Annotated in this window: 16 protein-coding genes; 3 read left to right on the forward strand and 13 right to left on the reverse strand. The window is 58.7% G+C overall.

All coding sequences use genetic code 11. The features are described 5' to 3' along the window. Positions 1-215 precede the first annotated feature (215 nt). The 4 genes from DEO48_RS01345 to DEO48_RS01360 all read right to left on the reverse strand — a co-directional run bounded on the left by DEO48_RS01345 (position 216) and on the right by DEO48_RS01360 (position 3,622). A complete protein-coding gene (locus DEO48_RS01345) occupies positions 216-1,913 on the reverse strand; it encodes an NAD-dependent malic enzyme (protein ID WP_109844108.1) in 1,698 nt (565 codons plus the stop codon). A gap of 176 nt (positions 1,914-2,089) precedes the next feature. Beyond that, positions 2,090-2,227: a stationary-phase-induced ribosome-associated protein gene (gene sra, locus DEO48_RS01350; RefSeq protein WP_008501714.1), complete on the reverse strand. Its 138-nt coding sequence runs from the start codon at positions 2,225-2,227 to the stop codon at positions 2,090-2,092. A gap of 95 nt (positions 2,228-2,322) precedes the next feature. Continuing rightward, entirely contained in the window at positions 2,323-2,538 is a 216-nt protein-coding gene (gene bdm / locus DEO48_RS01355) for a biofilm-dependent modulation protein (RefSeq protein ID WP_013096534.1), read from the reverse strand. A gap of 232 nt (positions 2,539-2,770) precedes the next feature. After that, entirely contained in the window at positions 2,771-3,622 is an 852-nt protein-coding gene (locus DEO48_RS01360; protein ID WP_109844109.1) for a Vmh family MBL fold metallo-hydrolase, read from the reverse strand. Between the two features lie 110 nt (positions 3,623-3,732). Between DEO48_RS01360 and DEO48_RS01365 the strand changes: the two genes are divergently transcribed. After that, positions 3,733-4,608 (forward strand): LysR family transcriptional regulator, encoded by an 876-nt coding sequence (locus DEO48_RS01365; protein ID WP_109844110.1) that lies wholly within the window; start codon positions 3,733-3,735, stop codon positions 4,606-4,608. Between the two features lie 7 nt (positions 4,609-4,615). On the opposite strand, the gene DEO48_RS01370 is transcribed toward DEO48_RS01365, so the two are convergent. After that, positions 4,616-5,575, reverse strand: a complete 960-nt coding sequence (locus tag DEO48_RS01370; protein WP_109844111.1) for a hypothetical protein — start codon at positions 5,573-5,575, stop codon at positions 4,616-4,618. A 115-nt stretch (positions 5,576-5,690) separates the two neighbouring features. Between DEO48_RS01370 and DEO48_RS01375 the strand changes: the two genes are divergently transcribed. Continuing rightward, positions 5,691-6,119, forward strand: coding sequence for an OsmC family protein (locus DEO48_RS01375; protein ID WP_109844112.1), 429 nt, complete (start codon positions 5,691-5,693; stop codon positions 6,117-6,119). Positions 6,120-6,142: 23 nt separating this feature from the next. Here the strand turns inward: DEO48_RS01375 and DEO48_RS01380 are convergent, their stop codons facing one another. Then, the gene (locus DEO48_RS01380; RefSeq protein ID WP_109844113.1) at positions 6,143-7,048 is read right to left on the reverse strand and encodes a LysR family transcriptional regulator; all 906 of its coding nucleotides are present in this window, start codon (positions 7,046-7,048) and stop codon (positions 6,143-6,145) included. 133 nt (positions 7,049-7,181) lie between these two features. Here DEO48_RS01380 and DEO48_RS01385 point away from each other — a divergent pair, with 133 nt between their 5' ends. Next, positions 7,182-7,931: an SDR family NAD(P)-dependent oxidoreductase gene (locus DEO48_RS01385; RefSeq protein WP_109844114.1), complete on the forward strand. Its 750-nt coding sequence runs from the start codon at positions 7,182-7,184 to the stop codon at positions 7,929-7,931. On the opposite strand, the gene DEO48_RS01390 is transcribed toward DEO48_RS01385, so the two are convergent. Genes DEO48_RS01390 through DEO48_RS01420 form a run of 7 tightly spaced genes read right to left on the reverse strand, consistent with a single transcriptional unit; the run spans position 7,928 to position 14,762 of the window. Beyond that, the gene (locus tag DEO48_RS01390; RefSeq protein ID WP_109844115.1) at positions 7,928-8,857 is read right to left on the reverse strand and encodes an ABC transporter ATP-binding protein; all 930 of its coding nucleotides are present in this window, start codon (positions 8,855-8,857) and stop codon (positions 7,928-7,930) included. The genes DEO48_RS01385 and DEO48_RS01390 overlap by 4 nt on opposite strands. Next, the gene (locus DEO48_RS01395; RefSeq protein WP_109844116.1) at positions 8,850-9,836 is read right to left on the reverse strand and encodes an ABC transporter ATP-binding protein; all 987 of its coding nucleotides are present in this window, start codon (positions 9,834-9,836) and stop codon (positions 8,850-8,852) included. Before DEO48_RS01395 ends, DEO48_RS01390 begins: the two co-directional genes overlap by 8 nt. After that, positions 9,836-10,729, reverse strand: coding sequence for a D,D-dipeptide ABC transporter permease (gene ddpC / locus DEO48_RS01400; RefSeq protein WP_109844117.1), 894 nt, complete (start codon positions 10,727-10,729; stop codon positions 9,836-9,838). The genes DEO48_RS01395 and ddpC overlap by 1 nt, the downstream gene beginning before the upstream one ends. Continuing rightward, entirely contained in the window at positions 10,726-11,748 is a 1,023-nt protein-coding gene (locus DEO48_RS01405) for an ABC transporter permease (RefSeq protein WP_033145620.1), read from the reverse strand. The genes ddpC and DEO48_RS01405 overlap by 4 nt, the downstream gene beginning before the upstream one ends. Positions 11,749-11,771: 23 nt before the next feature. Continuing rightward, on the reverse strand, positions 11,772-13,304 hold the full coding sequence (locus DEO48_RS01410; protein WP_109844118.1) for an ABC transporter substrate-binding protein: 1,533 nt from the start codon (positions 13,302-13,304) through the stop codon (positions 11,772-11,774). A gap of 15 nt (positions 13,305-13,319) precedes the next feature. Beyond that, a complete protein-coding gene (gene ddpX, locus DEO48_RS01415; protein ID WP_109844119.1) occupies positions 13,320-13,895 on the reverse strand; it encodes a D-alanyl-D-alanine dipeptidase in 576 nt (191 codons plus the stop codon). A 12-nt stretch (positions 13,896-13,907) separates the two neighbouring features. Then, positions 13,908-14,762, reverse strand: coding sequence for a MurR/RpiR family transcriptional regulator (locus DEO48_RS01420; RefSeq protein ID WP_109844120.1), 855 nt, complete (start codon positions 14,760-14,762; stop codon positions 13,908-13,910). Positions 14,763-15,009 lie beyond the last annotated feature (247 nt).

Genomic DNA, 15,009 nt, shown 5'->3' on the forward strand with positions numbered 1-15,009 from the left:
ATCGGGGACGGGCGGAGGCAACGTCCATGTAAAGCCCGCCCTCTCGGCGCATCCCTGCGCCTCGCCCCGGCCGGAAGGCAAACGCCTCAGCGATTTACAGCCGGACCAGGGTATCGCTGTAAGTCATCTATTTTCTGGAAGCAAGATCCATCGCTTCGGGTAGAGAAATTACTGTGGTTCCCTCTCCCACAGGGAGAGGGAACGGTCGGAGCGGATTAAATCGAGGTACGGCGATAGCTGCGGTATTCAGGCTTCCAGAAGTTGTCGTCGATGGCCTGCTGCAGCGCGTCGGCAGAGGTTTTCACCGCCACGCCCTGCTGCTGCGCCATTTTACCTACCGCAAACGCGATAGCGCGCGACACCTTATGTATGTCCTTCAGCTCCGGCAGCACCAGCCCTTCACCGTTGTTGACCAGCGGCGAGTAGCCCGCAAGGGTTTCGCTCGCCGACATCAGCATCTCATCGGTAATGCGGGATGCGCCGGAAGCGATCACGCCCAGCCCAATGCCCGGGAAGATGTAAGAGTTGTTGCACTGGGCGATCGGATAGATTTTATCCTTCCACACCACCGGGTCGAACGGGCTGCCGGTGGCGACCAGGGCGTTACCTTCGGTCCAGGCGATGATGTCCTGCGGCGTCGCTTCCACGCGGGAGGTCGGGTTGGAAAGCGGCATCACGATAGGGCGTTCGCAGTGCTTGTGCATCTCGCGAATGATCTCTTCGGTGAAGAGGCCGGTTTGCCCGGAAACGCCGATCAGAATATCCGGCTTCACGTTGCGCACCACGTCCAGCAGGGAAAGGACTTCGTTGTCGGTATCCCAGTTTTTCAGGTTCTCGCGCTTCTGCACCAGCTTGTTCTGGAACGGCAGCAGGTTCGGCATAGCGTCGGTCAGCAGGCCGAAACGGTCAACCATAAAGACGCGGGAGCGGGCCAGCTCTTCGCTTAAGCCTTCGCGCTGCGTCTGGGCGATGATCTGCTCGGCGATGCCACAGCCCGCAGAGCCTGCGCCCAGGAAGACGATTTTCTGGTAGCTCAGCTGGCTGCCGGCTGCGCGGCTGGCGGCGATAAGCGTACCCACGGTCACGGCTGCGGTGCCCTGGATGTCGTCGTTAAAAGAGCAGATCTCATCGCGATAGCGGTTCAGCAGCGGCATCGCGTTTTTCTGCGCGAAGTCTTCAAACTGCAGCAGAACGTCCGGCCAGCGGTGCTTCACGGCCTGGATGAAGTCGTCGACAAACTGATAGTACTCGTCGTCGGTAATGCGCGGATGGCGCCAGCCCATATAGAGCGGATCGTTGAGCAGCTGCTGGTTATTGGTCCCGACGTCCAGCACCACCGGCAGGGTATACGCCGGGCTGATGCCGCCGCAGGCGGTGTAGAGAGAGAGTTTACCGATTGGGATCCCCATCCCGCCAATGCCCTGGTCGCCGAGGCCGAGAATACGTTCGCCGTCGGTCACCACAATCACTTTGATATTGTGGTTTGGCACGTTCTGCAGAATATCGTCCATGTTGTGACGGTTCTGATAGGAGATGAATACCCCGCGTGAACGACGGTAGATCTCTGAGAAACGCTCGCAGGCCGCACCCACCGTCGGGGTGTAGATCACCGGCATCATCTCTTCGAGATGATTCTGCACCAGGCGATAGAAGAGGGTTTCATTGGTGTCCTGAATGTTGCGCAGGTAGATGTGCTTGTCGATTTCGGTTTTGAAACCCTGATACTGGATCCACGCGCGCTCCGCCTGTTCTTCAATGGTTTCAACCACTTCGGGCAGTAAACCCAGCAGGTTAAAGCTGCTGCGCTCTTCCATGCTGAAGGCGCTGCCTTTATTGAGCAGGGGGAATTCGAGTAAAACCGGTCCGGCGTATGGGATGTATAAGGAACGATGTTTTTTCAGTTTGTTGTCCATGTCACTCACTCTTTTTATGAAGATCCGTCCCTGACACTGCTGTTTGTCATCTTTCTGGCCTGTGCGATGGGGTGCGGTCAGGCGGTATTATAAAGGAGCTAAATATTAATTACCGCAACACATAAACAAAAACACCATCGGGATTACCGATGGTGTCCTGGATCTCAGTCTGGAACTTACTTGCCGGCGTGGCGTTTTCTGCCGGTGGCGTGAGTGACCTGCGTTTCATGGTCGCCTTCAATCACCACTTTACGCTGATTAGAAAGCTTGTAGTTCAGTCCCAGAATATGGCGTGCCTGACGGTTCGATTTCATGTTAACTCCTCAATCCTGTTGATAGTTTTAAGGACCAGTTTGCTTACGCAAACGAAATGTAACCCCTTAGGTTGCAGATCCAGCTTAGCAGGTTTTTACAAGGGTGCGTTTTGCCCGCTGACGACGTAGTTAATGGTCTGCTGGTAGATGTCACTGAGGATGTCATTATCCGTGGATTCCACCCATTTGGTCAGTTCCATCAAAATGTCATCTTCAGTCACAGCACCGTGCTCGGCGTGAAGACCCTGCGCAATCGCGTTAACGAGTTCAGGTTGTGCTGCTGCAGTATTAGCCGGGTAATAAGTAAACATGCTGCCTCCGTGTCGTTGTCTGTTTAATGGTACGGCTCGCAAAAAATTTAATTCATAAACAGAATGGCAAATATTTTCCCGGTTGTGGTTCAGATTCATCTTAGAAATAAAAATGACATAAGTGCATGCTTTTATGCGCTTTTAAAAGATGTGGCTATATCTACGGGTAACGGCGGGGATATTTTGTCGGGGCTCCTGCTATCGCGGAAATATAGCAGGAGCCGTTTTTAAATTACCACTTCATTTCGCCAGTGTTCACTTTGGCGCTTAATTCCAGCGAGCTTTCATCAGCCAGGCCTGGATACTGTTTTTTTAGGGTATTGATAACGCCTGCGGAATCTTTATGCGCGGCTAAAGCCTTTTCAAAGCGCTGCAGATAGTCGCGGGTAAAATCAACTGCGCCAGTGCCCGCTGGCGGGGTGCCCAGATAGTGCCCCGGGATGACGCGCTCAGGTTTGTGCGCGGTCATATTCTCCAGCGTTTCCTGCCACTGCTTGCGGCTTTCCGGCGTCTGGGTGTCTGCCGTCCAGACGTGAATACCCCAGGCTACCCCGGTGCCGCCAAGGATCGTTTTTGCTGACGGGATCCATACATAGGCCGCGTAGCTGTCTGGCTGCTCGATATCGACCTTTTCCCCGTCAACCATGAACGTGGTGGAGGCAAGCACCTGCGGGACAACCAGCTCCGTTGGCGCGCCGTCCTTCATCTGCGGCCCCCAGAAGGCGAGCTTGGCATCTTTGGTGGCTTTAATATGGTCAACCACATGCTGCGTGGCCACCACTTTGGCATTCGGGAAGGCTTTGACCAGCGGCTGCAGGCCAAAATAGAAATCCGGATCGCCGGAGGTGATCACAATCTTATTCAGGGTTTTACCGCTGCGGCGGATTTTTTCTACCAGCGCTTCGCCATCCTTCACGCTGAACTGCGCGTCAAACAGCACCGCCTCTTTCGGGCCGGAAACCAGCGTGGAGGAGACCGGGAAAATGCCTTTTTCCTGCGGGTTCCAGGTATCAATGGTTAACGGCGCGGCAAAAGCAGCCGGAGCGAAAAGGGTGGATAGCAGGGCAAGGTGAGTGAATTTCATGCTGTTGTCTCTGTTGTTCAGGAATGTGTCTATTGTACGGATATTCGCATTTGCCAGAATTCCTGAAACAAGACATGCTTAGTTTCATAAATCGAGCAAATGGAGCTTATATGGATCGCGTTATCGCCGCTCAGGTCTACAACCGGATATGCGAGCTGGGCAGTTTGAGCGCGGCGGCCCGCGCGTTGGGCATTTCCCGACCGATGGTGAGCCGCTACCTTGAACAAATGGAGAAATGGGCGGGAACGCGGCTGGTAAACCGCTCCACGCGCAAGCTGACGCTGACCGCGGCAGGGGAAAAGGTACTGCAAAAAACCCGGACGCTCTCGCAGATTTCGCAGGAAATCGAGGGCCAGTCGGAGAAAGATCTGCCGTCCGGCACGCTGCGCGTGGCCTGCGCCCATTTTACCGCCATGCACCTGATTGCGCCGGTCCTGCCCGGTCTGCTCTTGCGCTACCCGCAGCTGCGCATCGAGCTGGACGTGAATAACCACCCGGTCAGCCTGGTGGGGGAGCGCATTGATGTCGCCGTGCGCATTACCGACAACCCCGAACCCGGCATGATTGCCCGCCGGCTGGGGGAATGTCGCTCGGTGCTCTGCGCCTCGCCGGCGTATCTGGCACAGCACGGTATCCCCGTCAGCCCCGAAGAATTAGCGCAGCACAACTGTCTGCACTACAGCTTTTTTGCCGGGCAGTCCTGGCACTTTCTGACGCCGGAAGGGGAAAGCCTGAGCGTGGCCGTCAGCGGCAACCTGAGCGCCAGCATCTCTTCGCTGTTGATGGACGCGGCGATCAAGCACTGCGGTATCGCCATGCTGCCGGAGCGCGAAGCGCGTGCCGCGCTGGAACAGGGATTACTGGTGCCGGTGCTGGAGACGCTTGAGCCGAAAGCGCTTGCCATCCATGGCATTTATCAGTCACGGGAATACCAGCCTGCCGCGCTGCGCGTGTTCCTTGACGAACTGTCGCGCTACCTGGCATAAGAAGAGATTACTTCGCCTTTAGCCAGGGAGACGTCGTGCTCCAGAAAATAATATCGGCACCGAGATAACTTTCGCCGAAGCGGACAAATTCCGCTTTGGTGAACGGTTTGCCGGTCTGAGGATCCTTATAGGTCAGGGTCGGCTCCTGAACCGCCATGGCGATGAGCGGCAGCGTCTGTTTATTTTTATGGAAGAAGGGATAGGCATTCTTCATGTGTGCCTTGCGGTTGGGAACAATGTCCGGCCCACCCAGGCCGATATTGTTAGCGCTGGCGTACGCAAACAGACGCCCCATATAGTTGTGGTCATTATCCCATTCGCACGGCCAGAAGTTTACGTACTGTACGACATGTGATTTCTGAAAAGCCTTTCGTGCAAAGGCCAGGTTTTCCATTTCACCCGCGAAATAGCTGTCGCAGGTAAATCCGGCGGGCGGATTTTTTTCGTCGATATCAATGGCGGTTTCGGGCAGGTTTACCCCATACACCTTGCCATCAAAGCGTTTCGCGAGGGCGGCCAGCAACGCCTGGTAGCGCTGGCGCACGGCAGGATCCCACTGACGCGCCACCCATCCTGACCCGACCGGCTTGCCTTCGCCGGGGTTATCGAACTGCGGCGCAATCCCGCCACCGTACTTCGTGTCGTGCATCAGATAGTCCGGAACGTAGCGGGCGTCCGGCTCAAAGAAACGATCCTGGATTTGAATAAAGAGCTTTTTTCCGGCGGCCTCAACGCGCGCCAGATCCTGTTCAATCCGCGAGAAGTCATAGCTGTCCTTCTCGGGTTCCAGCAGGCGCCAGTTGTAAACGATCTGCACGCCGCCGATATCGCTTCGCGCAACGAGCGGAAACGCCGCGTCGAGATCGCCCGAGCTGGTATAAATAAAGTTCTCCGGCGTTTTCGCCAGTGAAGAGAGCGACAGAGCCAGCGTGGTGACGGCAACGGCCATCCTGATTTTTAGCGCCATATCATTATCCTTTTTGTCGGTACAGCAGGTGAAAGTCCCGGAATTGTCTGTGTTCCAGGGTGGGGCAGATGCGTAGTCTATACTTAACCCTTTGTAAGCCAAAAGGAGAGCAAGAATGACTATTCATAAGCACGGTTCGGCACACTGGTCTGGCGACATTAAGCGCGGAAAAGGAACGGTTTCCACCGAGAGCGGCGTTCTCAATCAGCAGCCTTATGGTTTCAATACCCGCTTTGAGGGTGAAAAGGGGACCAACCCCGAAGAGCTGATTGGCGCTGCACATGCGGCCTGCTTCTCGATGGCGCTGTCGCTGATGCTCGGGGAAGCGGGCTATACCGCCGATTCCATTGATACCACGGCGGACGTCTCTCTGGATAAAACCGACGGCGGCTTTGCCATCACTAAGGTTGCCCTGAAAAGCAAGGTGATCGTTCCCGGCATCGCCCCACAGCAGTTCGACGGCATTATTCAGAAAGCCAAAGCGGGCTGCCCGGTATCACAGCTCCTGAAGGCCGAGATTACGCTGGACTATAAGCTTAATTAACACCCCGCCGGGTTTTCGCCCGGCTATCCCTTCAGCGCGGCGGGGAACACCTCCGCCAGCCAGGCGATAAATACCTTCAGTCTGTGCGTCAAATGCCGGTTCTGCGGGTAAACCACATGAAACGGATACGCGGCAGGGCGCCAGTCGCCCAGGATCGCCGTCAGCGCCCCCGCCTGCAAATACGCCTTTGCCGAATACTCAAAGGTTTGAACGATCCCCAGCCCCGCTGCGGCAGCCGCCAGATGGGCATTACTTTCATTGACGCCGAGATAGTGCGGAATGTTGATCTCCAGCGCCTCGCCGTTCTGCCGGAAGCGAAACGGAAACGGCCGTCCGGTGACGGGAGAGAGATAGCTAATCAGCTTGTGGCCGTTGCGCAGCTCCTGCGGATAGGCCGGAACGCCGTGATTTTTCAGGTAACCCGGCGTCGCGCAGGTGACCATTTCGGCGTTACCGAGATGACGGGCGATGAGGGTCGAGTCGTCCAGCGGACCGCCGCGGATCACGCAGTCTACGTTGCCGCTGATGAGATCGACCGGCCGGTCGGCCACGCCAAGGTCGATGCGGATCTCCGGGTAGCGCCGCATAAAGTCCGGAAGCAGGGGGATGAGCACGTCCCGGGCGGTGGAGCCGCCGACGTCAACCCGCAAATGCCCTTTTGGCGTCGCGCGGGAAACGCGAAACGAGGTGTCGATATCTTCGATATCAATCAGCACCCTGAGCGCTTTTTCATAGTATTCCATCCCTTCAGGCGTCGCGACCACCCGGCGAGTGGTGCGGTGCAGAAGGCGTATCTCCAGGTGCGACTCAAGCGATTTGACCAGCTTGCTCAGCGTGGCGATCGGCATATTCAGCGAGTCCGCCGCGCGGGTAAAGCTGCCGGACTCCACGACCCGCGTAAAGGCGCGCATCGCCATGAGCTGGTCCATGATGACCTCTGATTATTTCTGTATGTGAATAGTCATTTTCATTTTTGCCTGTTTTTCACTAATGCCGCAAGGGCTAAAGTTTGTTCAACGCGAGCGAAAGCGCGCACCGCAAACCCAACAAAAGGTAAATGACATGAACACGACTCTCTCAGGAAAAATCGCACTGGTCACCGGCGGCAGCACCGGTATTGGTCTTGCCACGGCGCAGGAGCTGGCGGCGCAGGGCGCGAAGGTGTACATCACCGGTCGTCGTCAGGCCGAACTGGACGCCGCGGTAGCAGAGATTGCTTCTGACGCAGTGGGCATTCGCGCTGACGTCTCAAAGCTTGCCGATCTGGATGAGGTTTATGCCCGTATAGCAAAAGAAGAAGGCCGTCTTGATATCCTGTTCGCCAATGCCGGTGGCGGCGATATGCTGCCGCTGGGCGCGATCACCGAAGAACAGTTTGACCGGATTTTCGGCACTAACGTTCGCGGAGTGCTGTTTACGGTGCAGAAGGCGCTGCCTCTGCTCTCCGCCGGATCGTCGATTATTCTGACCGGCTCGACGGTGTCCATTAAAGGGACGGCCAATTTCAGCGTCTACAGCGCCAGCAAGGCCGCCGTGCGCAACTTTGCCCGCTCGTGGGCGCTGGATTTGCAGGGCCGCGGGATCCGCGTCAACGTGGTGAGCCCGGGCCCGATCAAAACGCCTGGTCTCGGCGATCTGGTACCGGAAGAACACCGTCAGGGGCTGTACGACGCGCTGGCCGCCCAGGTACCGCTGGGGCGTTTAGGCGCGCCGGGAGAGGTGGGTAAAGCGGTGGCGTTTCTGGCCTCCGACGCGGCCAGCTTTATTAACGCCATCGAGCTGTTTGTGGACGGCGGAATGGCGCAAATCTAATCCAGACTGCGCCAGCAGCGCACATTACGGCCCTCGCGTGAGGGCTGTAGCGGCTGGGGACGTTCGCACCCCTGCGCTGCCATCGGACAACGGTCGCGGAAAAAACAGCCTTCGGGCAGATGACGGTTGCCGGGAAGCTCCGTTTTGCGTAAGGCCAGCGTTTCATCCAGCGGTTCACCGGTGCGGGGAACCGAGTCGAGCAGCAGACGGGTATAGGGATGGCGCGGCTCGCCAAGCACCTGTGCGGCGCTGCCCAGCTCCACAATCTGCCCAAGGTACATCACCGCCACCCGGTCGCTCATGTGTCTGACCACCGAGACGTTATGCGAAATTAACACGTAGGTCAGATTACGCTGCTGTTGCAGGGCCACCAGCAGGTTGAGGATTTGCGCCTGCACGGAGATATCCAGCGCGCTGGTGGGTTCATCAAGCACGATAATATCGGGGTTGGAGGAGAGCGCCCGGGCGATGGCGATGCGCTGACGCTGCCCACCGGAGAAGGCGTGCGGAAGCCTGTCGAGATATTCCGGGCGAATGCCCACCTGCAGCGCAAGATCCTCCGCCAGCTGACGGCGCTCGCGCTCGCTGCTGCGTTTTTGCACCCACACCGGCTCGGTGATGATGCGCCAGACCGGCAATCGCGGGTCGAGCGACGAGAGCGGATCCTGAAAAACCATCTGCATGCCGCCTGCGTGGTGCGCCCGCTGACACGCGCCGGTGCTGGGCTTAAGCATGCCCATCAGCAGCTGGGCCAGCGTGCTTTTCCCGCAGCCGGATTCACCGACAATGCCAAGCGTTTCCCCCCGACGGATCTGAAGATCGAGCCCGTTGAGGGCATGGACCTGTTCCGTTACCCGGCCCAGCCAGTTTTTGCGCGCCGCAAAGTTCACGTGCACGCTATCCAGTTCCAGCAGTACATCAGACATGGTGTTTCTCCCGTTGTGGATACCAGCAGGCAGCCTGTTGGCCTTCTGCGCCATTGGGCGCTAAGCGCGGCGTTTCGCTGCATTTCGCCCCGGCGGCAAAGCAGCGATCGCGGAAGGCGCATCCCTGCGGAAGCTGGCTGAGGTTGGGCACCGTGCCGGGGATGGCGGGAAGCAGGTCGCGCGGCTGGCCGTTTTCCGGCGCACAACGCAGCAGGCCGATGGAGTAGGGATGCACGGGTCGGTGGATCAGCGTTTGCGTGGCACCGCTCTCGATCACGCTCCCGGCATACATCACGTACATTCTGTCGCAGAGCTGCGACACCACGGCCATATCGTGGCTGATAAACAGCACCGAGGTCCCGCTGGCCCGCGCCTTGTGCTTCAGGAGGCGCAGCACCTGGAGCTGGACGGTGACATCCAGCGCGGTGGTCGGTTCGTCGGCGATGATCAGCTCCGGCTCGCAGGAGAAGGCAAGGGCGATCATCACCCGCTGGCGCATGCCGCCGGAGAGTTCAAACGGATAACGCTCCATGACCTGCTTCGCGTCCGGGATTTGCATCTCTTCCAGCAGGGTAATCGCCTTCTGCTGCGCCTCGCGCCGCGAAAGCGGCTGATGCTGGCGGATCACCTCCACCATCTGTTTGCCAATCCGCCGCGTCGGGTTGAGGGCGGTCATGGGCTCCTGAAAAATCATCGCCACTCTTGCACCGCGCCACTGGCGAAGCTGCTTCTCGGACGCCGTCAGGACGTTTTCGCCGAGTAACTTCACCTGACCGTGATGAATGCGGTAGCTCCCTTCCGGCAGCAGCCGCATAGCGAGCATGGCGGTCACGGATTTACCCGATCCCGACTCGCCCACCACGCCGACGATTTCGCCCCTGCCGATCTCCAGCGAGACGTGGTTCAGCGCGTGGACCTCACCGCGAAAAATCGGGAAGCTCAGGTGCAGGTCCTCAATACGTAATACCGGTTCGGTCATCACTGTTTTCCTCCCGATTTCGGATCCAGCAGATCGCGGATACCGTCGCCAAACAGGTTAAAGCCTACGGCGGTAATCAAAATCGCCGCACCGGGAAAGGCGCAGTACCACCACTGGTCCAGGACGTAGTTACGGCCAACGGCCACCATCGCGCCCCATTCGGCGGTCGGCTGCTGCGCGCCCAGGCCGATAAACCCCAGCGTGGCGGCCATCAGAATGGCGCTGCCAATGTCCAGCGAAGCCTGCACAATCAGCGGCGGAAGGGCGTTGCGCAGGATATGCCAGCGGATCAAATGCCAGCGGGACGCGCCAAACGTGCGGGCGGCCTGAACGTAGGTAAACTGGCGCACCACCAGGGTTTGCCCGCGCGCCAGGCGGACGTAAAACGGGATGCGGACAATCGCAATCGCCAGCATGGCGTTGAACAGGCTCGGCCCGAGCGCGGCGGCCAGCGCCATGGTCAGCACCAGAGAAGGTATCGAGAGCATAATGTCCATCACCCGCATGATGACGGCGTCGCCGCGCCCGCCCAGTACGCCGGACAGACAGCCCAGAAGCGAGCCGATGCCGCCCGCAATCGCCACCACCGCCAGCCCGGCGGTAATCGACTGCTGGCTGCCCGTCAGCACGCGGCTAAACAGGTCGCGTCCCACCTCATCGGTACCAAACCAGTGTTGTGCAGACGGCGCCTGCAGGCGGGCAGTCAGATCCAGCGCGTTCGGGTCATGCGGCACAATCCACGGCGAAGCCACCATCAGGAAGAGCATTGCAATCATAATGACGCCGCCAACGATCGTGAGCGGGCTTTGACGCAGCATCCAGAAAAGCTTTGCCCAGTTGATGCGTTGTCCGGCGGTTTTAGCCGGGGCGGGCGTTTCCTGCGTTAACATCATTCGGCACCTCCGCGCCCGATTCGCGGGTCAATCCACAGGTAAAGCAGATCGACCACCAGATTAACCAGCACGTAGGCCAGCGAAACGACGACGGCAAAGCCCATCACGGCAGGGAAATCGAGCGCCTGAATGGACGTCACCACCCAGGCGCCCATGCCCGGCCAGGCAAAGACGGTTTCGGTCAGCACGGCGCCGTAAAGCAGATCGCCCAGCGCCAGCCCGAGCACGGTAATGGACGGGATCATCGCATTCGGCAGAGCGTAGCGCAGGACGATGTACCAGCCGGGAAGTCCGCTGGCGCGCGCGGTGCGGATGTAGTCCTCGCTGAGCTGCTCCAGCATCGCCGAACGAACCTGGCGCGCCACGATCCCCAGGTGAACAAACGCCAGCGTCAGCGAGGGCAAAATCAGGTGCTGAAGCGCGTTGAAAAAGACCTCACCGTTGCCCTCCAGCAGCGCGTCCAGCAGATAAAACCCGGTGACGTGCGTCGGCGGATCGAGCCAGTCGTCCAGCCTGCCGCCGCCCGGGAGGATTTGCAGGTGCCCGTAGAACAGCACGATGACGCCCAGCCCAAGCCAGAAGGCCGGCGTGGAGATCCCGGTCATCGCCATTAAACGCACCAGGTGATCCAGCCAGCGGTTGCGGTACACCGCCGACAAAATCCCAAGCGGCACGCCGATGACCAGCGCCAGCAGCAGAGAACAAAAGGCCAGCTCCAGCGTGGCGGGGAAAAAGGCCTTCAGGTCTTCCGCGACCGGGCGTCCGGTACGGATGGACGTGCCTAAATCACCGTGGGCCAGAGCGTCCACGTAGCGGCCAAACTGAACATACAGGGGCTGGTCCAGCCCTAGCTGCTGGCGGATGTTCTGCACGATCTCGTCGCTGGCGCGGTCGCCAGCCAGCAGACGGGCCGGATCGCCGGGGATCAGGTGTGAAATAATAAAGGTGATAATACAGACACCGGCCACCACCAGGATTAATCCCCAGCAGCGCTGGCGCACTATGCTCCAGAACGTCATACGCTTTCCCCCGGCGAGAACCGTTATTTGCTCATGGTGGCGATGTTGAACACCTGCTCGAGCATCGGATTAAAGGTGAAGCCTTTGACCTCTTTGTTCATCGCCAGCTGGTAGTTTTTCTGGAACAAATAAACGTAGGCCGCCTCGTCGATAACCACCTTCTGTGCCTGCTGGTAATCTTTGGTGCGTTCCGCCTGGTCGGTGGTTTTCAGCGCGGCCTGCAGCAGGGAATCGACCTCTTTGTTCTCATAGAACGAGCGGTTGCCCGGCAGCCCTTTTTTGTCCGATTCGAACCAGTAGTTCATGAACATGTACGGGTCGGCAAAGTCCGGGCTCCAGTTGCCGATGGCAATGTCGTAATCGCCTTTTCCGACGCGGTCGCGCATGGTGGCGTTGGCCAGTTTTTCCAGCTTGACGTTAATGCCGATCTTGCCGAGGCTGGCCTGAGTGGAGAGGGCGATAGGCTCCCAGTTCGGATCGTTGTCCGAGTAGAGGAAGGTCAGGCTGGCGGGTTTGTCTTTGACCTTCTCCAGCGCCGCTTTGGCTTTGGCCTCGTCAAAGCTGTACTGCATTGCCGTGGCGTCAAAGCCCCACATACCTTCCGGGATCGGGCCGCGCATCTGCTTGCCGTTGCCGCTCAGAATGCCTTTCACCATCCCCTGGTAATCCGTCGCCCAGGAGATGGCCCGGCGTAAATCCACCTGATTGAGCGGCGCTTTACCGTTGTTGAGATAGAGGTAAGTCACGCGCAGGGACGGGTATTCCGCGACGGCGACTTTGCCTTCCTGCTTCAGCGCTGCGAGCTGATCGACCGGCAGGGAGTCGGCAATGTCCAGATCGCCGCGGGAAAGCTGCAGTCGGCGCGAGGCGCTCTCACCGATAATTTTCACCGATACGCGCTTAAAGTACGGCTTTTCACCCTGCCAGTGAGGGTTAGGGATCAGAATCAGCTGCTGGCCTTTCTGCCAGCTTTTCAGCATAAACGGCCCGGAACCGGCGGTGTTTTGCGCCAGAAAACCGCGCGCATCGTCCGCCGCATTGGCCTTCAGCACCGCCGGGTTAATGATGGACGCCCCGTCGTTTGCCAGCGTGTAGAGGAACGGCGCGAAGGGCTGGCTGAGGGTGAACTTCACCGTATGGTCATCGACGGCATCAACTTTCAGGTCTTTCGGGAAAGCTTCAGACGGCCCCTGGCCGAGCTTCAGCAGGCGCTCAAAGGAGAGTTTTACCGCCTCGGCGGTGACCGGCGTACCGTCGGAAAATTTCGCGTTATCCGCCAGGGTAAAGGTCCACTCTTTCTGGTCCTCAGACGCCTTCCAGCCCGTCGACAGATCGCCTTCCACCTCGGTAGAGCCCGGCTTGTACTTGACCAGACGCTGGTAGGACGGATAGGTGACGGTCCAGTCGTTGTTATCAATGGTGATGGCAGGGTCGAGCGTTTGCGGGTCGGCGGCTTTACCGATCGCCAGCATGTCTTTCGGGACGGCAGCCAGCGCCAGAGGGGCGCTCAGGGCGAGCGTGGCAGCGATCAGAGTCGAGACAAGCGATGTTTTCATTGCAGTGCTCCAGGTTTAAAGAGAAGTGTGCGTCAGGGGAAAACAGGCAAAACGGTCGTCAAGCAGCGGGTAGCTGGCGGCGTTCGGCAGTTCGAAGTGCCACCATTCGCTGCTGATACCGACAAAACCACCGCCGAACATGATGGCGTTCAACAGAAGACGGTTGCGCTGGGCGTGCGGCGGCACGGAGGGGTGATACGGATGCGAGCGGTCGTGCATTTCGTCAAAACCGGCACCCATATCCAGCACGGCGTTATGTTCATCCATCAGGGTGACGTCGATGGCCGTACCTCGGCTGTGATTGGAGCCAATCGCCACGTCGACCACGTATTCCGGGTTCGGGCAGGCATCCCACAGCTGGGCCTGCGCCTGCTGCGGCCGATAGGCGTCGTAGACCACCAGCTTCAGCCCGGCCAGCGAGGCAATGCTGATGGCTTTTGCCAGCGCGGTGGCCGCGTCGGTATGCAGCAGGCACAGCGCCTCCTGATAGATCGGACGGCCGGTGATGTTGTCGGCGGCGGCGTACTTCAGATCGATATGCAGCGTGGGAAACGTCTTCGCCACATCAATCAGTTCACTCTCTTCGGGCATAGCTCCGCTCCTTTAGCGTTCGAATTGACCAAACTCTTGTTGTAATTGCCGGTTTACCGCCAGACGCGCCGGGAGCGCATCACCCAGCGCTTCCACCACGCCCGACAGCAGCAGGTTGAACAGACAGCTCACGGGGGCAAGCGAATCCCAGAAGTGACCGGTATCGGTTTTCACCTGCAGTAAATCCATCGGGTAATCCCGCGCCCACGGGCACCAGATATCGGTGATTAAGGCCAGCGGAATGCCTTTCTCGCTGGCGACGCGGCAGTACTGGCGGGCCATCGTGGAGTAGGTGCGCGTATCGGTCAGCACGACGTACGGGTGCGAAAACCCCGAGTTGAGGGATTCCACCCAGCTGCCGGAAGCGCCCTCCGAATAGCTCACGCGCGGGCGGAGGTACTCAAGGTGGCTAAAGAAGGCGTTGGCAATCCCGCGCGTGGACTGGATCCCCAGCACAAACACCGCATCGGCGTGGGCGAGGTTGTGCACCACCTGACGGAAGGCGTCCGTTTGCGCCAGCTGGTACACCTGCGTGATGGCATCCACTTCCAGCGACAGGGCGTGCTGAAGGCGGCTGGAAAGAGGGCGCTGCTGCTGCCAGGAGTCCAGCCGCTCGTTCATGCCCCAGGGCTGATACGGATCGCGCAGGCTCTTTTTGGCATCCTCCAGGTTGCGATACCCCAGCTTGCGCAGGAAGCGTCCGACGGTAATTCCGCTGGTCCCGCTCGCCTGACCGATGCTCTCCGCCGTTTCAAACGGGATTTGCGCCGCGTGCGCCAGCAGCCAGCTTCCGACCCGCTTTTCGCTGGGCGTGAGCTGGCTGAACGTCGCTTCGATACGGCTCAACATCTCAGGTTTCGTCGTCATACCGCCTCGCTGTTAACAGACTGTCAAAGGCCGAATTTTTGTTACCTGGTTAACAATGCATGACGCGTGCCAAGTTCACAGGACGGGTGAAACGCGCTGTATAGTAAACTTCATGCAATATTTGTTTAACCAATGATCAACATTTGTGCAGCGTAGTTCACTTTTGGTGCACTGTCTGACGCGGCAGGTATGAATTTGGTGAATACGTCAGTCCGTTCACATTTTTGATAAGATAGATGTACTGTGA

This window comes from Enterobacter sp. CGMCC 5087 (assembly GCF_003144775.1).
Taxonomy (GTDB): domain Bacteria; phylum Pseudomonadota; class Gammaproteobacteria; order Enterobacterales; family Enterobacteriaceae; genus Enterobacter; species Enterobacter cloacae_M.